This is a genomic window from Klebsiella sp. MISC125 (assembly GCF_051131775.1).
Taxonomy (GTDB): Bacteria; Pseudomonadota; Gammaproteobacteria; order Enterobacterales; family Enterobacteriaceae; genus Klebsiella.
In genome coordinates this window covers 3,057,010-3,077,460 of sequence record NZ_CP180448.1, presented here as the reverse complement: position 1 = coordinate 3,077,460, position 20,451 = coordinate 3,057,010, and the positions used below count along the sequence as shown (strand labels likewise).

Here is a 20,451-nt window from a genome sequence, read left to right as displayed (position 1 = left end):
TTTTTCTATCAGGGAAATTATGAAGTATCAGGACGCATTGCAAAGACTCTTGTTAAATGATCCGCTAAGGATGGACGCGCTTTATACCGTTCAGGAATTAAAACTCAATGATGGCTGGATCGGAGCCGGGTTCGTGCGCGATGCCGTTTGGGATTGCTTGCACGGATATGGGCAAAGGCCCGTTGCAGGTGATGTGGACGTTGTTTGGTTCAACTCAGAACATAGCGATCCCGTTCATGATAGCAGCCTTGAGGAGACGCTTAGTCTGCAATCATCAGGCTTTAACTGGTCGGTGAAGAATCAAGCCAGAATGCATCAACGCAACGGCAACGATCCTTATCTCTCTACAGAAAATGCGTTGCTGTACTGGCCCGAGACAGCGACAGCTGTCGCCGTCAGATTGGGGGAGACAAATCTTATTGAGATTATTGCGCCTTATGGGCTGGATGATCTGTTCGAATTACGTCTACGGCCGACACCCATATTTGAGCGTGAAAAGCTGAATATTTTCAGGCAACGTGTGGCGGCAAAACGGTGGCTGGAACGTTATCCCAGGTTGCAGTTTATCGCGACCACATAGCCAGGGCGAAAAAATACCCGGCACGTGTGTGTCCGGGCTTAACGTATGATTATTGCTGATGACATTAATCCGGTTCAGTTATTTAACTGACTGGGTCACCAGCATCCAGATGTTTTCATTCTAATGAGGATTGACCTACTGTAGTTCCATGATAATTTGCAGCTGTGCCTCGACGGTTCCGGGCTTCACCGTCTGGCCCGGAATGGCTTCCAGAGAAGCAATAAAATTGCCGGAAAAATTATTCAGCCCCGTCGTAGAATCGTAGCCATCATCACTGGACAGTAGATTTTTCAATAAGTACCAGCCACCGTTTTCTCCTGTTCCTACAACGGGGCCCGAGAGTAGATTGATCGGTTGTGACGAACTGTTGTAGATACGGATCCCCGTTCCGGATGAGACGCCATTAGCACCGTAATTATTATTCAGTAACCAGGTATATGCGCCTTCTGCCGTTGTCAATCCCAGCGCTGATGCCTTAGCTGCTGCCTGGGTGTTATTCACCATAAATCCCATGATCACCGTTGAACCTCCCATCATTGATGCCCACGACTCATCGCCGTTACACTCGGCACTCACTGAAAAAATGGCCTGACTGGTTGTGCCTGCGGCCAGATCCTGGGCCAAAATGGGAGGGATATTCACCACCGGCGAATAGTCTTTGACACGACAACCGCCATGCCCCCATGTGATGAACTTCGCATCAAGCCAGGAAGCAACCGGAACGATCGATGCGTAATCCACGCTCCTGCAGCTGTTGTTCCCTGGAGCCAGCGTCGAGTGATAGCCAGGCCCTTGAAAAACAACATAGCCAATGGGTACGCCTCCATGGGAATATATTCCGGCCCAGGACGTTCCGGATATTGCCCCCGCTTTGATTAAATCGACGGAAATACCGCTGAAGGCATTAGCTGGTACATAGATATAAGTACCATCATTAAATACATCCTCTGCGGGAATAGCTCGCCGCTTCCAGTAGGGGGTAAAATACTCTCCAGACTTCAGATTAGTCGCCCGATAAGCGAGATTTCTTATCTCGGTATAATAAGCCCCTGCGGCTTCAGGAACTTCACGACTACAAATCGCTGAAGACGAACGTGCGTCGCCAAAAGCATAATATTCGAAAATACTTCCCAGATCGGCAGCATCGCAACGATAAATAATATCATTTGGTGCAAGCCCGCCGGAGGCTGAAGGGTAGGAGGCATTGCCTCCACTGTACAGGACTCTACCATCGGCATAAGTCAGAGAACTGAATCTGAGCCTTTGCGGTATTCCTAAATCTCTTTGATTAAACGAAGACCCGATATTCGTGGCTTTTGTCACCGTGTATCCGGCATCCCGCGCTGCCTGAGAAAGCTGACTCGTCGATGTGGTGTTAATACAGATGGCGGAGCTAATGCCAGGCAACAGTGCAGGAATCAGAAAACTGCACAGATATAATCCATATTTCATTATTTTATTTTTCCTCTTTCTGTTCTGTGCTTTATCGGCCCTGTACCTGGGCGACATGCTTCAGACGATTACCATCGTCATTGATCACTTCATAGTTAACGGTCGCACATTCGGGTATATGCCCCTTAAATGGCAGGATGAGTCTGGTACCGGGCGCAATCAGTACCCCCGTCACCATTGTTTTACCGCAGGAGAGTGTTGCCAGCGTCATATGCCAGGGGGTCGGATTCCTGACGCTAAGTTGTGCCAGGGTTCCTTGCATCTGTCGTGCAAAAATGAGTTTTCCCCCCTCCTTCTCCGAGGGGGGAGCCACTCCTTCAGGACGAATAAACAACTTCATCCGGATACGCAGAGGCAGTATCACGCGCGACGTTGCCTTGTCGTCCTGAAGCGACGCTTTTTCATTTTGAACGGGAAGCGGGGGAACCTGGTAGATATTGAGCCAGTACAGCGCTTCTCGATCGGGGTGTAGAAGGGTTGGATTGGCCAGCAAAATTTTTACAGAACGCTCCTCTCCCGGTGACATGCGAAAAACGGGAGGCAGGATAACGACCGGCGTTTTAACCTTATCCGGTGATACGCCAGGATTGCCTTCATCAACCCAAACCTGTACCAGCATGGGCTGGTCTCCGGAGTTGTCCAGCGACAGGGGCACGCTTTTCTCTCCGGCATTGATGATTGCCCGGGTTATGTCAACGTTCACCACTGCTGGCGTTGCTGCGCTAAACAGCGTCGCAACAAGAATGACAATTGTATGAACAGTTCGCAGGGCACAAGATCCCGCTTTAATATTCATGATTTTTATTCCCGTTTACATGGCAGGGCTAGCTGATGAATACCCGTATCTGGCCGCTGAGCGGGCAACTGGTAGTAGACGCGGCATTGCTGAGAGGCTTTGGTTCCCCAACTAACATAAAGTACTCCGGACTGATCCGGTAAACGGGCGTAGATTTGCCCGGCCTGGCCGACCATCCCCAGCGATGCGCCTTTACTGTCCGCGACTTCAGCGCCCATCGGCGGCGCGCTGCCGTTCGTCAGAGTGGTATTGATCAGCACGGCCTGACCGCTGAGCGTGGCAAAAGTGACGCGGGTAATCGCTCCGGCATAAGGCACTACGCGTTTACTGCCCCCCTGTAACTCAACATCACCATTCATCTCACCCGTTTCCAGGCTGACGGTGTTGTAGCGATAGGGCGTCAGAGACGGCAGCAGGGCATAGCCGAAACGGTCTACTTTCGCACCCTGTCCGTTACGTATTGTTGCGCCCTTTGCGCCTGGAGCGGCAATCAGCGCAAAAGTATCGCTGGTATAGGGACCGACCGTCAGCCCGCCGCTGTGCACGAGTAGCGTGCCTGATGTTCCCAGACCATACTGGCGGTAGTCGTGGCCGCGCGAGGCTGTGCCACGTAATGCCCCGAACGATGTGCGTGTTTCCAGGCTTCCGCCAAAAGTGGTGCTATTGCTGTCCTGATCAGGTCGTTCCAGTCCCGTGTAAACCGACCAGGAGTATGCCTGGGCCTCCCCAGCCGTTCCGCTGGTGCTTGCCATTACATTATCGCCTGTACCACTTCGGTTAGCGCTCAGCATTAGCTGTGAGCTATTTTGCCCAAAATTGAGCGGCACTGAGACATTGAAGGAGAAGGTGTTTTCGGTGTAGCGGCGGCTGCGATCGTCAGTATCCAGGAAACTGCCATAATTGCGGCTGGTCTGGACGGTACGCTGACGGGCAAAATTAAGGTTAAAGCCGATATTGCGCCAGCTGTTACTGTATCCAAGCTGTATCTGAGTGAGACGTGAAGCGTCGCTGTAATAATCTGCTGTACTGGCATTCAGGCTAAGGATCCCCCAGCGATCCATAGACTGGTTGAGCGTTGCTGATAAATGGTTACGCTGATATAGAGTGTCGGAATGGTAAGTAATATGATCCCGATACTGCTGGCGCACACCCAGCACATCCTGAAGGTCACGATAGCCGCGGGTAGAATAGCGGTAAGCCGCCAGCATCAGGTTGGTCCCGGTAGAGAACGCCTTACCGTAGCTGGCTTCCAGTCGCCAACCCTGCTCATTGCGGCCGTGTTCGATCTGCGCGCGGGAATACACAGCATTAAGACCAAAGGCTCCGGCTGAAGTGGCAATGACGCCACCCAACAATCCGGCCTGATAGCCATCAGCAATGCGGATACCGGAGTTAGACGTCAGGTAATTATTTACCCCCCGCTTCAGGATACCCTCAACAAATTTATTGTTCTGGTCATAGTAATGGCGAACATATCCACCTGCCAGGCCATAACTCCAGTTGCCTGGCCGGACAGAATCCGGGACGGAAGAGTAGGGGACCGTGAAAGTGGATATCTGCCCGTCAGCTTCAATGACCCGAACATTCAGGTCACCCTGGTTGGTGGTGTTATACAAATCGTTGATAACAAAAGCTCCAGGGGAAACGGTGGTTTCATAAATCACCTTTCCCTGTTGCAGGACCTCCACCCGGGCAGTGGTGTTGGCCACTCCGCGCACTTCCGGAGCGTAACCCCGTTTACCCTGAGGCCACATTTGCGGATCGGTACGCAAACGAATGCCGTTAAACGACAAACTACCAAAGAGGCTGCTGTCGGTCGTCGCATCGCCAAGAGTGAGGACGCTGTTGATGCTCTGCAGTGGGCGCTGAAGCCAAACACGTGAGGAATTGTAGCGGTATTGTCCTCCGCTAATACTGTCGTCCGAGTAACGCAGGTTTCCCTGGTGGCGCAGCTGCCAGAGGCCGAAATTAAGACCGGTGTTGATATTGCTCCACAGATAATCATATCGGTAGCCCGATGAGGTGTTTTCCGTGCGATAGAGATTGGTATTATGTCTCAGAAAAAGCGCAGCGTTCCCCGCCTCCCACTCGGATGCGGGGATATATCCTCGTGGATCCCGATAAAGCTCTGCCTGAGGGACGCTGATGTTAAGACGAAGGGCGGCTGTATCAACCTCCCAGCGGATATTTTTCCCCAGCGCACTGATAAACCGACAGGCGGGTGGTGTTTCCGGTAAAACATGCGACCCTGCGGGCACGCGGATAGTGCTGATTTCAATCTGTACTGGCGTCAGGCAGGGTTCCGTGCGCCCTTTATTCTCGGGAGGCTCAGCAAAGGTGATGGTTTCCTGTCCCCGGAGCAACTGCCCGTTCAACCAGATATCCAGCACATAGTCTGCGGTTGGCAGCTCTTCATCGCTCTGATTGAAACGAGAAAGGTCCAAAGCGCTGTCGTAGCCGCTTCCCTGCAGTAAAGTGGGATCGAAATAATATTCTGCCGCCGCAGAGCCGGGCAACAGCATAAGCACCAACTGAGTGCCCGGGATCAGCAGCTGTTGCAGACTCTTACAACGGGTAATCTTCACTTATTCTCGCTCCCTGATCGTTAATCAGCGTAATGCGTACGCTTTTCATCCCTGCTGGTGCTTTCCCTGAAAAGGGGAAAAAGTGGTCACTAAAAGGCGGAATAACAACGTCCTTATCCCCGAAACGAACGGTCTTATTCCCTGACGGCGACACCGAAGAGGCGGTGACGTAAAACGGCTGGTTACTGGTCACTTTCACGCCGGTTTTGCCGTCCAGGACAGCATGACTGACCCGCAGGTTTTGTAGTATTTCCTGTGGATTACCGTCTATTCCTGCGGGACGATAAAGAAGCTTGACCCGGTTACGTAGCATCACCAGGATGCCATTCTGTTTACGTCCATCAGGGGCGTCAGCCACGTTGGCGGGTGGAACCTGCATGAAGTTGAACCAGAACAGCGACTCCCGGTCTTGCGGCAAAGGTTTCGCGCCCGTGTAGACAATTCGCAAAATCTGGCCTGCGCCGGACTGAATGCGAAAAACCGGAGGTGTGACAATGAAGGGGACGGATGCTGATTGTTCTGAACCGTTTTTCGGGTTGCCATCATCAACCCATGCTGTAATGACGTAAGGAAAATTATCGACATTCCGTAACTGCACGTCGGTGGATTTAGCCCCGCCATTATAAATGACACGGGTTCCCAGCATGGTGACACTGGCCTGCGCCGTACTGATGGCGGCAGAGGCCAGAAGAAATCCCAGAATGCCGGGAAGTACCGCTTTGTAATAAAGTTTTTTCATCCGACACGTCCATGACGATACGACGGGAGGAGCCCCCCGTCGCAATGACCGGTAATTACGGGTAAGTAACGGCGTACTGTAAGGAAGCCTGGACGGTACCTACAGTTGCTGCACCGGTGGCATAGTAACGAGCGGTGTAGGTGGCAGAAGCTTCGGTATCGCCGGCTGGCAGGAGCAGATCAGGGCTGGTGTAGCCGCCTGTCAGGTTAATCGGCGTCCCCGTCGTATTAAGCAATTGGATATCGACATTGTTCGCGGTACCGGTGTTGCCCAGACGACCCGCATCAGTCACATTGTTGCCTACGAAGACGGTCGAAACAGTCACGTCATCTTCAGAAACCGTGCAGTTTGAAATGCCCAGGTCAAAAGTGGTGTCTTTGTCTGTTGCACCGCTAATAGCCAGATCTGCCGCACGGGCCGTTGGGAGTAACACGACAGGGGCCACTTCGTTACCGTTAATAGTTACAGTACAGGTCTGGTCCGCAACAGCTCCCTTGAAAGTGATCGTGTTATCCGATAAAGCTAGTGCACTGGTAGATAACAGGGCAGAGGAAACAGCGGCAGCGATGAATAATTGATTTAATTTCATAAAAAAACAAACTCCGTTTTGCATTAAAAACACTGACGGATATTCCGTCAGCGGTGGTTAACCCGCCAGAATTATTCTGAGCGTCACAAGCAGTAACGACGGGCATATTCGAATTTCAGTTTTAAAAAACACACTATTACTATTAATGATTTAGGTTAGACCAGTTTTTTCCGCTACCCTAAAAGCATCGGCCCTGATTATATTAGTGCCAATTTGCCACCCTGAATGTTACAGCGGCTATTAAGCGCTATACGGCTCCACTTAGCGTGATTAAATCCCGACAGATCTGAATATTGACGGCATTGCAGTGCTGCAGTCCGTATTGCATTAAAGTTTTTCGTTTTAAGCGATAAAGATGCTTGGCACCGGTTTCCATTTTCATCTCCAACTGCTGCGGGGAATATCCGCGGCTGAGGTAACAAAACAGACGAATTTCCCGCACCGAAAGCCTCCTGTGAGTCAGGGGATAGTGGCTGATTTGACTGAGGCAGGCCATTAGGTCACTCATGCATGTACCGTGCGGAATCAGCCACGGGAAGCGTCCGTCATTGAAATAGCGATGACCATGATTCTCTTTTAACATAATAACTACTCTGCTGGTTGCCATGCCTGGAAGCATAGCAATCCTGCTCCGCTCTCCAGTATGTGATACATGAATAACCACCACATCCCCGAAAGAGGGAGAGAATTTACCCGGCGCATCGATAACAGGAATACAGTAAACATTCCCATCATAAATTTCATTATGGGCCTGAATACCTGATAAAAAAAATAGATTGTCAGATATAAAATAATAATCCATAAATTTCTTTTGCTGTCGGTTGTAGTTATTAAGGCAACTAGGCATTAATTCTTCCCTGTCAAGAAACAATATCTAATGCACTGTGACTGAATATCCATTAGCCACATCAATGTTCTTTTAAATAAACAATTCAGCAATCAATCTCATATGCAGGAGAAGTGTTGTCTGAGAAGTACTTACGTATAAAAGATATTTAAATTATTAACTGATAGTTTCAAATGATTACAATCGTTTAAAACGATCAATAGGAATTAATTTGATAGTTAGTGGCTATCAAAGGGGTGTTTATTGATCGCTTAACTCGATTAAATAAATGTTAAATAATATGATGCCGATAAGTATTGCAGAGTAGCGTAGCCGTTAGATTTAATATAAATACGCAATGTTACTCGCCTTTAAAACCGAAGAAATACTGCAAATGTAAGACCAAATGACCATTTGGCGGAATAAACATCGATGACATATATATCAACCTGTTAATTAAATTATGTCATTAGGGGGAATAATCTTATAGAAGAAACGCGTGAATAAGGCAAAAAATGACTTATCAGGCTGAATCTATGATGGACCAAAATGGCGGAAATAAGTATCAGAGCAGATCCCGCCATCGATTATTTTCAGATTTTTATAGCAATAAATATGTATTATTTCACTTGTAAATATTTAGTTAGTCAATGAATTATCCGTATGACAACCCACGACAGCTCAAGAGATAGTTTTATTGAGCGCTGGGATTTCTTCTCTGTGGGTTTCCTGCGCCGACGCGAGGGGCATCTCCGGCAGGCAGTGCCTGAGAACGGTTAAGCGCGCGTTCCCTGCGCTGACCGATACTGCTGTGATTGGTCCGGCGGCGAATTACTGCCAGAAGGGGCGACGGCCGACGGGCTTATCGCAGTCGATTTTGGTCGCCGCCTGCACCCCGCCCATCGGTATATATGCCAGTACCAGCGCGCCGATAATCAGTAACCCAGCCATAAACCACAAGCCAGCATTAAAATTCCCGGTCATTTCCCTGTCCCAGCTTGAGGTTTGTTCGCTAGACGTAATAGATTAATAAATTCAAGTGTCCGCCCGAGTCGCTTATTGTCCACGATAGCCCCCTGGTCAATTTCCTGAAGACGATCATAGGTGGAGTAGGGAAGAGTAACCCCGTTAAACCGTAGCTCTTTCCCGCCATCCGGGTAGTGCCAGACCTCGATATATTTTCCGATTGCCTTGCGACTGATTTCATTGTCTTCAATCAGATAGAGCACTTTGTCATACTGAACCGTCAGTGATTTTGAAACTCGGCGCGGTTCCCGCCATGTGAAAAAGGCAGCCAGATCATCATCATGTTCAAGTGGCCGGTGAACATCAAAGTCATGCCGGGGCGCTTTCGCAAAGCGCCGGTTGTAATCGACCATAAACTCATCTGCAAAATCATTGGCAGCATCCACTGAAGAAATGCCCCTGAGCCGGAGCTCCTTTACGAGGCGATCCTGAAGCGTCAGATGAGCACGTTCCACGCGGCCTTTAGCAGAGCTTGTATTGGCGCAGATAGTCTGGATATTCAGTTCGTGCATCGCACGGCCAAACTGGGTATAGCCGTCGCCACCGGTGGCATTTTTATTGTTGATTCTGAAGACGCTGGCTTTGTCGCTGTACAACGCCAGTGGCTTGCCATGCTTTTCCAGATAGCCCCGGGTGGCTTCAAAATAAGTGAAGGTAGATTCCGATTTCACAAAGAGGAGTTGCATCAGGCTACTGGTTGCATCGTCAACGTAGACCAGTGCAGTACAGGCAGGCGTACGGTTCTCGAACCAGTGATGGTCGCAACCATCAATCTGTATCAGTTCGCCGCAGCAGGCCCGCCGATAGCGTGGCTGCTGAATTTTTGGCGCACGTTGTTTGCGGGGTATCCAGAGACCGGCTTTGACCATGAGTGAACGGACAGTCTCTTTGGACAGGTGAACATCGTGCAGTTCTGCGAGTTTCTCACACGCCAGCGTCGGCCCGAAGTCGGCATAGCGCTCGCGGATAATATTGAGTGCGTACCGGGCAAGACCATCAGGCAACTGATGGTTGCTGGGTTTTCCGCGACGACGGTTAGCCATACCAAGCGAGCGGGCCAGATTCGTGGTAACGCGACATTGCTGTTACACCCTAAGTGCGCATAATGTATATTATGTTAAATTCCATTCATGATTCACTGAAGCAGCCACAGAAATCAGCATGTTGTGAATTTTGAGATACTTCCCTTTTATTGCATTAGGTCTGTCGTACATTTACTTCACTTCATTCTGATTGTTAGGTGTTTCGATGTACTCGCTTACCCAGATTGTAAGTTCAAGCGGCCGAAGGCTCTGGATTCTTAACCCTTACAGTTTTAGTCCGGGCTGATGGAACATCAGACGCCGAAGCCCTTGTACGCGAACTGGCACAGCGTGCGTCGTAACTCACCCATTGGTCTTTTGTCCTGTCTAAATAAAATATATAAGGAAATTGATATGAAATTCAGCAACGTAAGACTATTAGTCAAAGATTACCGCAAATGTTTTAACTTCTACACTCAGCAACTTGGTTTGGAAGCGGTCTGGGATATTGAAGATTGCTATGCCAGCTTCAAAGTAGCTGAAGGAATAGAAGGCTTCGCCCTATTTACATCCGACCTGATGGCACCGGTTATTGGAAACACCGAAAAAGCACACCCTATAGGATATCGAGAAAAATCAATGATATCTTTCGAGGTAAATAACGTCGATGAAAGCTATCATGCATTCTTAGCAAAAGGGATTAAATTCATTAACAAGCCAATGGATATGCCCGAATGGGGTATGCGTGTAGTTCATCTGTACGATCCGGAGGAAAACTTGATTGAGTTATTTACTCCGCTTGCTACAACGGAATAATACATAAAATCAAAGGGAGCCAGATCAGAGCCCCGTTCGGCAGACAAAACATCTTCCGTTAACTGATTGATTAAAGGCGTTAAATTCCCCTTTATCGCCTTAATCCAGGCACCACCACAGCGAGTAACGTTGCACCTACCTCTCCCGCTTAAACCAGGATGATGCGCTGCAGGGCTTACTGAAGCGTGCACAATCCGCGGTCCTTAACTCAAAATGAACTTAAAAGCTGACGCCAATAAATACAGCAGACAAATATATTGTATCGTCTGCCATCCCCATCGGGCATAACGCCAGCGGTAACGTTCGCGGGCGTTAGCTTCAGCAATAGCCGGGGCGATATCCAGAACCGGTTTTTTCGCCTTCCGTTTTATAAAGCTCCAGACTCCCAGGGCAAGAAGTAAAATCATGATCGCTTTTGGCAGCAAAGATAGGGAGTCATGCATTTTGAATTAACATCCTGTTTTATCCACATGGACGTTCAGTCTACCGCGATTTGAATACAAATAAGTTATCTGGTTTAAGATTTCACCCATAAAGATAAGCAGATACTTCATTCATAAACAAGAAATGGTGGATATGGGCGGGTTTATTGCTAACGCTAAGCCACCAAAATGCCAAAGGAAGCGGCAGATTTTATGGGGATCGCCCCGCTCCCCGCACCAGATATAGCCTACAACGAAATACCGGAAAACGACATAAAACCCAGCGACATTAACCCGGCGGTAATAAATACGCTGCCTAATCCGCGTAATGCTTTAGGCATATTTGCGTACTTAAGTTTTTCACGGATCCCGGCCAACGCCACAATCGCCAGCATCCAGCCGATACCGCATCCGGTGCCGTAGGTCAGCGACTCAAGGAAAGTGTACTCACGCTGGACCATAAAAATCGTCGCGCCAAAAATGGCGCAGTGAATGGTCAGCAGCGGCAGAAACGGACCGAGGGCGTGGTTTAACGCATGGAAGTATTTGTCGATAACCATTTCCAGAATCTGCACCAATGCAGCGAGAACGCCGATAAAAGTGATGAAATCGAGAAAGCTCAGGTCAACCCCATCGATCAGGGCATTCTCTTTTAAAAGGTAATTGTAAATGAGGTTGTTAATGGGCGTTGCTATCGCCAGCAAGGCCGTCACCGTCAGTCCGAGACGAAAAGCTACATCAATTTTTTTCGAAATAGCCAGAAAGGTACACATACCAAGGAAAAAATTGAGCGCCATATTTTCGACGAACACCGCGCGGATAAAAATATTCAGGTGAGTTTCGAACAAGACAACCTCCATGTTGTTGAGTTATTTCTTAATAGTGCCAAATTTTCAGCCAAAACAGGAAATTAAAACTCGGTTTTGCCGAGTTGATCACCTTTTAATTTCCTGTGTTTTGGTAGGAACAGAAGTCACTCATTCTCTTTCTTGCTTAGCGAAACGAGCGTGAAAGCATCTGAATGTACTCATTAACCGCTACCGGTTTCGAGAAGTAGTATCCCTGATAGATAGCGATCCCCATATCCTTAAGCACCTCAAGCTGGCCCTTATCCTCAACACCTTCCGCAATGACCTGACAGTTAAATTTCTTCGCCAGATTGACCATGTTCTTGACCACCAGCGCAGAGGCATTATTGGTCACAATGTTAAAAGTAAACACCTTATCAATTTTGATAATTTCAGGGTTAAACTGCTGAATGTAATTGTAATTAGCGTGCCCGGTACCGAAATCATCCAGCGAAAACTGTACGCCCATTTTTCTGAGCCGATCCGTCACTGCCGACGTTTGCAAGGTATTTTCAATTGATTCCCGTTCAGTAATTTCCAGCACCAGGCGTGCCTGCAAGTCTTTCAGTTGCTGAATAAACGTCTGACATAGCGCGACAATCTCGTCATCCTGGAAGTTTACCGAGCTGGTGTTAAAACAGATAAACAGCCCTTTTGGGATCACTGACTGCTGGCGGCGAAACTGGCGAATGACCTCGGCGAAACAAATCGCCGTGATCTCTTTGATCAACCCGGTCTGCTCAGCGACAGAAATAAACTTATCCGGCGCAATAAACCCCAATTTTGGGTGCTCCCAACGCACCAGCACTTCCCCGCCAACCACCCTTCCCGTCTCATCGCTGACGATGGGCTGAATATACGGTTTGAGCTGTTTAAGTTCGATCGCTTGTCTGAGCTGATACTCAATCGTATTGCGGTAGCGCAGATAATTCCTGAATAAAAACGTGAGCAACAAGGAGGCCAGGATAATCGCGATCAACGTATGTTGCTCATAGCGAATAAACGCCCTCACCCCGGATGCCCAGGCACGATCGGCGATGACTGAGAAGTTAAACTGCTCTGACTTTAAGCTAACGGGGGCTTTGATATCTGGCGTGGCAATGACTTCCCCCTTACGCGTCATCACCCGATCGCCGACCTTTAGATACAAATGCGAGTCGCCATCAAGAACGGTCAGGATATTGTATAAATAATAACCATCAACACCGACAAGAACCGTATTTCCTTTATCATCCTGTTCGCTATACACCATCAATGGATGCATAGGCGTGATTTCATTACCGCTGAATAATTGCAGAGCACCTTGCGTATATTGAGTCCGATCGAATTGAAACTTCCGCCCCCCAAATACCGAGGTGCAGTATATTTCATTATTCTTACCAAAATTCACCGTCCGCACATCAGGAATGGTGGCAACCAGGGTGCGCAACTCTGTCAGGACATTCTCATCACAGTTTTTCCCCATAAAAGGTTCGGCCATATTAGCGGCCTGTTCCGCATGTGAAACCGTGACATCGAGACTCGCTATCGCCTGCTGAAGCCGCGAATGGATATCCTTATCGACTTTTTTTTGCATTTGCCAGTAGCAAAGTCCCGTACCCAGGCTCAGTACCGTAATCAGAAATAAGAATATCCACAGATGGCGGCGTAAAGATGAATATTTCATTGTGTTAACCCAGTTCGACTCACCATGAAAGACTGGTGGTCAATTGTTTGGTCAAATTTTAACAAACCCTGTTTAAACTTGCCCTGAACCAATCAAGTTTTAATGCATATCAATGATATACCATGGCAAACAGTTGCGTGATGCGAGGAAAAATTTATCGTTCTACGACTCACACGTCTACGCGGTGACACATGCAGCTAAACTATTGACTTAATGTCGAATAATACGAAAATGACTCTTTTGCACGACGACCAGAAAAGCTGGCAAATATGATGATCCGCTCTCGTAGCTCTCTTTTGACTAAATTGAAAATATCCGGCGTAGTGATAGCCGCCGCTCTGTTACTGGCTCACTGTACCAGTAAGCCACCTGTTTCTCTGGTCACCCCGATACCGCCCGTAGCGAAGCAGCCAACGTTGCCCAAAAGCCATGAGCCGGTGCGCGGCGTCTGGTTAACGACCGTATCGCGCCTCGACTGGCCGCCGCTGGAATCTGTTAACGGCGGCATCGACGCCAGTCGCCGCATTCGCCTGCAGCAGGAAGCGCTGATCGCCAAGCTGAATAATCTGAAAAATCTCGGGATCAATACCGTGTTCTTCCAGGTGAAACCGGACGGCACCGCGCTCTGGCCATCAAAGATTTTGCCGTGGTCCGACATGCTGACCGGGAAAATTGGCCAGGATCCTGGCTACGATCCGCTGAAATTTATGCTCGATGAAGCGCATAAGCGCGGAATGCGCGTTCATGCGTGGTTTAATCCTTATCGCGTCTCCGTCAATACCCGTCCTAAAACCGTAACTGAGCTTAACAGCACACTTTCGCAGGTTCCCGCCAGCGTATATGTCCTCCACCCGGAATGGATCCGCACCTCCGGAGACCGCTTTGTCCTTGACCCGGGCATTCCGCAAGCGCGTGACTGGATAACCAGTATTGTTGCTGAAGTCGTTGAACGCTATCCGGTTGACGGCGTACAGTTCGATGATTATTTCTACACTGAATCGCCTGGATCGGCGCTTAACGACAACCGGACATTCCAGCAGTATGGCCAGGGTTTTGCCTCGAAGGCAGACTGGCGGCGGCACAATACCCAACTGCTGATTGAACAGGTCTCCCGCACCATCAAACAGCTTAATCCCGACGTGGAATTCGGCGTCAGTCCGGCGGGCGTCTGGCGCAATCTGTCGCACGACCCGGCGGGTTCCAACACCCGAGGCGCTGCGGCCTACGATGAGTCTTATGCCGATACCCGCCTGTGGGTTCAGAAGGGTTGGCTGGATTATATCGCCCCGCAAATTTACTGGCCCTTCGCTCGCGACGCGGCTCGCTACGATGTACTGGCAAAGTGGTGGGCTGACGTGGTGAAGCCCACCAATACCCGTCTCTACATCGGCGTAGCGCTCTACAAAGTAGGCGAACCGTCAAAGAACGAGCCCGACTGGATGGTCAGCGGCGGCGTGCCTGAACTGAAAAAGCAGCTTGATCTGAATGAATCAATGCCGCAAATTCAGGGCACGATTTTGTTCAGAGAGAACTATCTGAATCAACCACAAACCCAGCAGGCCGTTAACTACCTGAAAAGCCGTTGGGGCGGTTGATTACTTCACCTGACAGGCTAGATGCCTGATACCACAACCATCGCTGGAGGTTTTATGCTTAAGAAATCGCTCATTGCTCTGTCTCTGTTTTGCGCGCTGTCGCCCGCTGCTTTTGCGGGCAATAGCGAAAGTGAACAGTTAAACAAAAAGAACGTTATTGAGTTTTATAACAAAGCGTTAAACGACAAAGATTTTGCTGCCGCGAAGCCCTACCTCGGCGATCGTTACATTCAACACAACCCGATGGCGAAAGATGGCGAGGAGGGTTTTCAGCAGTTTATCGCTTTCCTGAAGAACAAATATCCCGACTCGCACAGCGAAATTAAGCAGGCGTTTGTCGACGGGGATCACGTGATCCTGCACGTCGAGGTTACCGGGCGTGAACCGGGCGTCACGCGTGCAATCATCGATATTTTCCGCGTCGACGAGCAGCATAAAATCATCGAACACTGGGATGTGACCCAAACCGTTCCAGAAAAGACCGCCAGCGGCAATAGCATGTTTTGACCCACCAGCCAGCGGAGCACCTCTCGTTGGCCTTCCCTCTTCCCTTAGCCTCTTTGATCGTATTGAGGGCTTGTTTAAACAATTTATTTACTTTACTGTAAAGTAAATAAATTAACGGGGAGAAAATGATGTTCAGCGGCAAAAAATGGGCAAAGCTGTTTTTTTTCATTGGATTATCACTTTTTCCATGTTTGTTAAGCGCCTCGTTGCTGAAACCAGTTCCCAGCGAGGCGCATCTACTGGAGGCGTGCTCACCCGAACAGGATCCGGCACAGGCTAAACTTTGCCGCACCCTCTTCATCTATGAATATGCGCAGAAACGGCAACACGATCTGCGCGTTCTGTTACAACAGAATATTTTCAGCATCCAGACCTACGACTATCTCTGGAGTGAATATCAGCGCACGAAGTCATGCATTGAAATCCATCGATATCTCGTTGCCAAAGCCTGCGATGTGCTGAACTGCCCGGCGGCACCCTCTTCGCCTTTTCAAGGGCAACGCCCCGACTCCAGCCTTATTGAACCGCCGCCTATTTTCGCCCTGCAAGACCCCATTAACTGATCCGAGGTGATCGCGATGCTGGCCCGCTTTTTTATCTTCCGACCCGTTTTCGCCGCCGTCATCGCCATTTGTATTATGGCCGCCGGAACCCTTGCGCTATTGACGCTTCCCGTCGAACAATACCCGGATATCGCCCCGCCGGGCGTCAATGTCACGGCGAACTATCCTGGTGCCTCCGCTGAAACCGTCGAGGACAGCGTCACGCAAGTTCTTGAACAGCAGATTAAAGGCATTGATGGCCTGCTTTACTTCTCCTCCAGCAGCAGCTCAGCCGGACAGTCGCGGATCAGCCTCAGTTTTGATCAACATATCAATCCCGATATGGCGCAGGTCCAGGTGCAGAATGCCGTCAATCAGGCGATGACTCGTTTACCGCAGGAGGTTCAACAGCAAGGGATCACGGTGACAAAATCGCAGGGTGACAGCCTGATGGTGGTCGCGCTGTATGATGAAAGTCATCAGTTAACCAGTATTGATATCAGCGACTTTCTTATTAGCACTCTTCAGGAGCCACTTAGCCGGGTTGATGGCGTCGGAGAGACGACTGTTTTTGGCGCGCAGTATGCCATGCGCATTTGGTTAAATCCGCTGCAACTCACCAGCTATAACCTGATGCCTTCCGATGTACAGGCCGCCGTTGAAGCGCAGAATACGCAAGTTACCAGCGGGGAAATCGGTTCACTTCCGACGCTAAATGGGCAGTATCTGAATGCGACGGTAACGACCCAATCACGCCTTGAGCATCCACAACAATTTGAAAACATCATTCTGCGCACCAACAGCGACGGCTCCGTGATTTACTTGCGCGACGTTGCGCGCGTTGAGATTGGTGCTGAAAACTATCAGAACCAAACGACGCTTAACGGTTTTCCTGCCGCCGGGATCTCCATTCAGTTAGCATCCGGCGCCAACGCGCTGGAAACAGCGGAGAAAGTCCGGACAGAGGTAGAGCGTTTAACGCCGCGCTTCCCACAAGGCGTTATCGCCGCTTACCCGCGAGACAGCACGCCGTTTGTGACGGTCTCGATCGAAAGCGTGGTGCATACGCTGATTGAAGCGATTCTTTTTGTGGTGGCCGTGATGTATCTCTTTCTCCAGAGCTGGCGGGCGACGCTGATCCCAACGCTCACGGTTCCGGTTGTCCTGTTGGGGACCTTCGGCATTCTTAGCCTGTTGGGCTACAACATCAACACCCTGACGCTGTTTGCAATGGTTCTGGCGATCGGCTTGCTGGTTGATGATGCGATCGTAGTAGTGGAGAACGTAGAGCGCTTAATGGCGGAGGAAGAACTCACGCCGCTGGAGGCGACTCTGCGCTCCATGCAGGAGATAACCGGCGCGATCATCGGTATCGCGTTAGTTCTTTCCGCCGTTTTTATTCCGATGGCATTCTTTGGCGGATCGGTGGGGATTATTTATCGCCAGTTCACCGTGACCATTGTCTCCGCAATGGCGCTCTCTGCGCTGGTCGCCCTGACCCTGACGCCAACGCTGTGCGCCCATCTGCTATGGCCCGGGCACGTTAAAAAAGGGATATTTTTCACCTGTTTCAATCGTGGCGTTGAGTTAAGCCAGAATCGCTACCTTGCTCTGCTTCGGCAAATAGCCGGTCGCCCTTTTCGTTTTGCGCTGCTGGCTTTGATGCTGTCGCTATTGATGCTCTGGCAATATCAGAAGCTCGCGACAGGGTTTCTCCCCGAGGAAGATCAGGGCGCGGTGATGGTTCAGTTTACCCTTCCTTCGGGCTCGCCGATGTCGATGACCGAAGAGGTGGGTGCTGAGATTACGCGCTATTTTATGACTGAGGAGGCCAACAACCTGAATGTTATCTTTATGGTGACAGGGAGAAATAACGCCGGCAGCGGGCAAAATGTGGGGATGGCTTTTGCTGAATTAAAACACTGGGATGACCGTCCCGGCGCGTTCAATAGCGCGCAGGCCATTATCTCGCGGGCAAACCAGCACTTTAATCAAACATCCCGGATTGCCACCATCAGCATCACATCTCCGCCTACGGTTCGCGGTCTTGGGCAATCCAGCGGTTTTGAACTGTGGTTGCAGGATAGCGCGGGAAATGGCTATCGCGCCCTTACCGAAGCGCAAACCGCTCTGCTTAACGCGGCCAGAGAAAATCCTAATCTGAACGCCGTGCGAATCAACAGCCTCGAAGAAAAAGCCCAGCTACAGGTGGATGTCGACCGACAAAAAGCGCTGGCGCAAAGTCTGGATCAGGTCGATATCAACAGTACGCTCTCCGCGGCCTGGGGCGGGGTTTACATCAATGACTTTATCGATCGCGGGCGCGTTAAACGCGTCTATATGCAGGGTGATGCGCAGTGGCGTTCAGCGCCAGAACACTTATCCACCTGGTTTGTGCGCGGTAGCAGCGGCAATATGGCCTCTTTCGACAGTTTCGCCTCATCACGTTGGACCACCGGGCCGCAGATGTTGCAGCGCTTTAACGGTTTATCCGCCGTTCAGTTTCAGGGCGGCGCGGCCCCGGGCTTCAGTTCTGGCAAGGCAATGACGGAGATAAGCGGACTAGCGGGCGCTCTTGACGGCTTCGACATACAATGGAGCGGCCTCTCCTTTCAGGAACAGGCATCATCCACGCAAACGCTATGGGTATATCTGGCGTCGCTGGCATTCGTGTTTTTATGCCTGGCTGCGCTGTATGAAAGCTGGTCTATTCCGATCTCCGTGATGCTGATCATCCCTCTTGGTATTTTGGGGGCCGTGGGCGCATCAAGGCTGGTCGGGTTCGAAAACGACATCTACTTTCAGGTCGGCATGCTGACCACCATGGGGCTCTCCGCCAAAAATGCGATCCTCATCGTGGAGTTCGCCCTGACGCAGTTCCGACAAGGAAAAACGCTGGCTGAAGCGGCCCTGGAAGGCGCGCGATTGCGATTGCGCCCTATCGTCATGACTTCACTCGCATTTGTTGTCGGTGTTATCCCTCTGGTACTCTCTACCGGTGCAGGCGCTTCCAGCCAAAAAGAGATAGGGACTGCGGTGATCGGCGGTATGCTCACCGGGACCCTGCTGACGTTGCTTTTCGTCCCACTATTTTTCTTGCTGGTTCAGCAAGGGATCGTGCAACTGAAAAGACGCAAACCGTAAGGATTGAATCGATGGCGAATCAACGCGGGCGGCCAATGAAAGCCCGCCCCCGCATTTTACAAACTGCCCGCGAACTGTTTCTTCAGCACGGGCTTGATGTATCTCTGGACACTATCGCCGCCGAAGCGGGAACTTCGCGACCGACGCTGTACAGCCATTTCCCCGGTGGTAAAGACGCGCTGCTGCTGGAAACTTTTGAGTTTCTCAATGATAAAATGCAGCCACCCTTGCGCCAGCTCTTACAGGAAAGTCAGCAGGATCTCCCGGCGCTGCTGCGCGGTTTCGCGAAAGTCGTACAGCAACACTTTTATACGCCGGAAAATATCCATTTTCAGCGCTTACTGATCCAGGTGCTGGTGCAGAAACCTGAGCTGTACCTCACTCTCGAACAAAGACCTTCAGGTCGCGTATTACAGGCGTTAAGCGAAATACTGACGCAAAAACGCGACCAGGGCATGCTGAATATAAGCGACCCGAACCTCCAGGCTACCGCGTTTCTCGGCGCAATTATGGGCTATCTGCTCCCGGGAGCGTTAATTGCGCAAAAAGCGGTGGAGCCAGAGAAGCTGGACCAGCTTGCGGAGTGTGCGATTAACGTCTTTCTCTCGGCCTGGGAATATAAATCGTAAATTTTTTCATCTAAGCGCAACTTTTCTGCCTGCTCCTGCGAATTGAATAACTGAGTTGACCAAAACCCAGATTGTCCATCCATCGCAGGAGCTGATAATGAAATCAATAAAAACCCTCGTGTCTACCCTGACCCTCGCCGCCGCGCTGGCGTTACCTGCATTCAACGCCAGCGCGGCGCTGCCAGTAGGAGCTAAAGCCCCTGACTTCGAGCTGCAGGGTGCGCTGGCCGGTAAATCGCTGACATTCTCACTTAAAGACGCGTTGCAAAAAGGTCCCGTGGTGCTCTACTTCTTCCCGGCGGCCTTTAGCGCAGGCTGTACCATCGAAGCGCATGATTTTGCTGAAGCCACCGATGATTTCAACAAAATGGGCGCGACGGTCGTTGGTGTCACCGCAGGCAACACCGATCAGGTGAGCGATTTCTCCAAACTAGAGTGTCGGGATAAATTCACCGTGGCAGCCGACCCAGGTGCCAAGGTCGCGGCGCAGTATCAAACGCTGATGGAGATGAAAGGCAAAACGCTTTCCGACCGTACCTCTTACGTGATTGCGCCAGATGGCAACATCTTACTGAGTTACACTGATAGAAACCCGGAAACGCATATTGAGAAAACCCTGGCTGCCGTTAAGCAGTACGACGCATCTCACCCGCAAACCCACTAAGCA

16 protein-coding genes and 2 pseudogenes are annotated in these 20,451 nt (G+C 50.3%); 8 read left to right on the top strand and 10 right to left on the bottom strand.

Annotated elements, in window-relative coordinates; genetic code table 11:
* The first annotated feature begins 19 nt into the window (after positions 1-19).
* Positions 20-580 carry a nucleotidyltransferase family protein gene (locus tag ACMYSL_RS14565; protein WP_434663786.1) on the top strand — a complete coding sequence of 187 codons (561 nt, stop codon included), beginning with the start codon at positions 20-22 and terminating at the stop codon, positions 578-580.
* 135 nt (positions 581-715) lie between these two features.
* Here ACMYSL_RS14565 and ACMYSL_RS14560 read toward each other — a convergent pair whose 3' ends face one another.
* The 8 genes and pseudogenes from ACMYSL_RS14560 to ACMYSL_RS14525 all read right to left on the bottom strand — a co-directional run.
* Entirely contained in the window at positions 716-2,032 is a 1,317-nt protein-coding gene (locus tag ACMYSL_RS14560) for a fimbrial protein (protein WP_434663784.1), read from the bottom strand.
* Between the two features lie 31 nt (positions 2,033-2,063).
* Positions 2,064-2,828 carry a fimbria/pilus periplasmic chaperone gene (locus ACMYSL_RS14555; protein WP_434663782.1) on the bottom strand — a complete coding sequence of 255 codons (765 nt, stop codon included), beginning with the start codon at positions 2,826-2,828 and terminating at the stop codon, positions 2,064-2,066.
* Between the two features lie 5 nt (positions 2,829-2,833).
* Positions 2,834-5,350 (bottom strand): fimbrial outer membrane usher protein, encoded by a 2,517-nt coding sequence (locus tag ACMYSL_RS14550; RefSeq protein WP_434664088.1) that lies wholly within the window; start codon positions 5,348-5,350, stop codon positions 2,834-2,836.
* Positions 5,351-5,393: 43 nt separating this feature from the next.
* Complete coding sequence (locus tag ACMYSL_RS14545) at positions 5,394-6,152, bottom strand: fimbria/pilus periplasmic chaperone (protein ID WP_434663780.1); 759 nt, start codon at positions 6,150-6,152, stop codon at positions 5,394-5,396.
* Between the two features lie 55 nt (positions 6,153-6,207).
* On the bottom strand, positions 6,208-6,741 hold the full coding sequence (locus tag ACMYSL_RS14540) for a fimbrial protein (RefSeq protein WP_434663777.1): 534 nt from the start codon (positions 6,739-6,741) through the stop codon (positions 6,208-6,210).
* A gap of 247 nt (positions 6,742-6,988) precedes the next feature.
* A complete protein-coding gene (locus tag ACMYSL_RS14535; RefSeq protein WP_434663775.1) occupies positions 6,989-7,543 on the bottom strand; it encodes a helix-turn-helix transcriptional regulator in 555 nt (184 codons plus the stop codon).
* Positions 7,544-8,398: 855 nt separating this feature from the next.
* A pseudogene (locus ACMYSL_RS14530) lies at positions 8,399-8,557 on the bottom strand (4-hydroxyphenylacetate permease); the annotation flags it as partial.
* Between the two features lie 26 nt (positions 8,558-8,583).
* Positions 8,584-9,642: pseudogene (locus tag ACMYSL_RS14525) on the bottom strand (ISNCY family transposase); the annotation flags it as partial.
* Positions 9,643-10,029: 387 nt separating this feature from the next.
* Between ACMYSL_RS14525 and ACMYSL_RS14520 the strand changes: the two are divergent.
* Positions 10,030-10,431 (top strand): VOC family protein, encoded by a 402-nt coding sequence (locus tag ACMYSL_RS14520; protein ID WP_434663773.1) that lies wholly within the window; start codon positions 10,030-10,032, stop codon positions 10,429-10,431.
* Between the two features lie 670 nt (positions 10,432-11,101).
* Here ACMYSL_RS14520 and nqrE read toward each other — a convergent pair.
* On the bottom strand, positions 11,102-11,713 hold the full coding sequence (gene nqrE / locus ACMYSL_RS14515) for an NADH:ubiquinone reductase (Na(+)-transporting) subunit E (RefSeq protein WP_228725746.1): 612 nt from the start codon (positions 11,711-11,713) through the stop codon (positions 11,102-11,104).
* A 133-nt stretch (positions 11,714-11,846) separates the two neighbouring features.
* Positions 11,847-13,367, bottom strand: coding sequence for an EAL domain-containing protein (locus ACMYSL_RS14510; RefSeq protein WP_434663769.1), 1,521 nt, complete (start codon positions 13,365-13,367; stop codon positions 11,847-11,849).
* Positions 13,368-13,639: 272 nt separating this feature from the next.
* Between ACMYSL_RS14510 and ACMYSL_RS14505 the strand changes: the two genes are divergently transcribed.
* The 6 genes from ACMYSL_RS14505 (at position 13,640) to ACMYSL_RS14480 (ending at position 20,448) form a co-directional block, all read left to right on the top strand.
* Positions 13,640-14,962: a glycoside hydrolase family 10 protein gene (locus tag ACMYSL_RS14505; RefSeq protein WP_434664085.1), complete on the top strand. Its 1,323-nt coding sequence runs from the start codon at positions 13,640-13,642 to the stop codon at positions 14,960-14,962.
* Between the two features lie 54 nt (positions 14,963-15,016).
* A complete protein-coding gene (locus ACMYSL_RS14500) occupies positions 15,017-15,469 on the top strand; it encodes a nuclear transport factor 2 family protein (RefSeq protein WP_182238719.1) in 453 nt (150 codons plus the stop codon).
* Positions 15,470-15,594: 125 nt separating this feature from the next.
* Positions 15,595-16,032: a hypothetical protein gene (locus tag ACMYSL_RS14495; protein WP_434663766.1), complete on the top strand. Its 438-nt coding sequence runs from the start codon at positions 15,595-15,597 to the stop codon at positions 16,030-16,032.
* Between the two features lie 15 nt (positions 16,033-16,047).
* The gene (locus tag ACMYSL_RS14490) at positions 16,048-19,155 is read left to right on the top strand and encodes a multidrug efflux RND transporter permease subunit (RefSeq protein ID WP_434663764.1); all 3,108 of its coding nucleotides are present in this window, start codon (positions 16,048-16,050) and stop codon (positions 19,153-19,155) included.
* Between the two features lie 11 nt (positions 19,156-19,166).
* Positions 19,167-19,784 (top strand): TetR/AcrR family transcriptional regulator, encoded by a 618-nt coding sequence (locus ACMYSL_RS14485; protein WP_434663761.1) that lies wholly within the window; start codon positions 19,167-19,169, stop codon positions 19,782-19,784.
* Positions 19,785-19,881: 97 nt separating this feature from the next.
* Positions 19,882-20,448, top strand: coding sequence for a peroxiredoxin (locus ACMYSL_RS14480; RefSeq protein ID WP_434663758.1), 567 nt, complete (start codon positions 19,882-19,884; stop codon positions 20,446-20,448).
* The last annotated feature ends 3 nt before the right edge of the window (positions 20,449-20,451 follow it).

Excerpts from the sequence above, each read along its gene's own strand:
- ACMYSL_RS14500 (WP_182238719.1), top strand. The coding sequence starts at position 15,017 with ATGCTTAAGAAATCGCTCATTGCTCTGTCTCTGTTTTGCGCGCTGTCG.
- ACMYSL_RS14565 (WP_434663786.1), top strand. The coding sequence starts at position 20 with ATGAAGTATCAGGACGCATTGCAAAGACTCTTGTTAAATGATCCGCTA.
- ACMYSL_RS14550 (WP_434664088.1), bottom strand. The coding sequence starts at position 5,350 with ATGCTGTTGCCCGGCTCTGCGGCGGCAGAATATTATTTCGATCCCACT.
- ACMYSL_RS14520 (WP_434663773.1), top strand. The coding sequence starts at position 10,030 with ATGAAATTCAGCAACGTAAGACTATTAGTCAAAGATTACCGCAAATGT.
- ACMYSL_RS14495 (WP_434663766.1), top strand. The coding sequence starts at position 15,595 with ATGATGTTCAGCGGCAAAAAATGGGCAAAGCTGTTTTTTTTCATTGGA.
- ACMYSL_RS14480 (WP_434663758.1), top strand. The coding sequence starts at position 19,882 with ATGAAATCAATAAAAACCCTCGTGTCTACCCTGACCCTCGCCGCCGCG.
- nqrE (WP_228725746.1), bottom strand. The coding sequence starts at position 11,713 with ATGGAGGTTGTCTTGTTCGAAACTCACCTGAATATTTTTATCCGCGCG.
- ACMYSL_RS14490 (WP_434663764.1), top strand. The coding sequence starts at position 16,048 with ATGCTGGCCCGCTTTTTTATCTTCCGACCCGTTTTCGCCGCCGTCATC.
- ACMYSL_RS14510 (WP_434663769.1), bottom strand. The coding sequence starts at position 13,367 with ATGAAATATTCATCTTTACGCCGCCATCTGTGGATATTCTTATTTCTG.
- ACMYSL_RS14540 (WP_434663777.1), bottom strand. The coding sequence starts at position 6,741 with ATGAAATTAAATCAATTATTCATCGCTGCCGCTGTTTCCTCTGCCCTG.
- ACMYSL_RS14545 (WP_434663780.1), bottom strand. The coding sequence starts at position 6,152 with ATGAAAAAACTTTATTACAAAGCGGTACTTCCCGGCATTCTGGGATTT.
- ACMYSL_RS14535 (WP_434663775.1), bottom strand. The coding sequence starts at position 7,543 with ATGGATTATTATTTTATATCTGACAATCTATTTTTTTTATCAGGTATT.
- ACMYSL_RS14485 (WP_434663761.1), top strand. The coding sequence starts at position 19,167 with ATGGCGAATCAACGCGGGCGGCCAATGAAAGCCCGCCCCCGCATTTTA.
- ACMYSL_RS14560 (WP_434663784.1), bottom strand. The coding sequence starts at position 2,032 with ATGAAATATGGATTATATCTGTGCAGTTTTCTGATTCCTGCACTGTTG.
- ACMYSL_RS14555 (WP_434663782.1), bottom strand. The coding sequence starts at position 2,828 with ATGAATATTAAAGCGGGATCTTGTGCCCTGCGAACTGTTCATACAATT.
- ACMYSL_RS14505 (WP_434664085.1), top strand. The coding sequence starts at position 13,640 with ATGATCCGCTCTCGTAGCTCTCTTTTGACTAAATTGAAAATATCCGGC.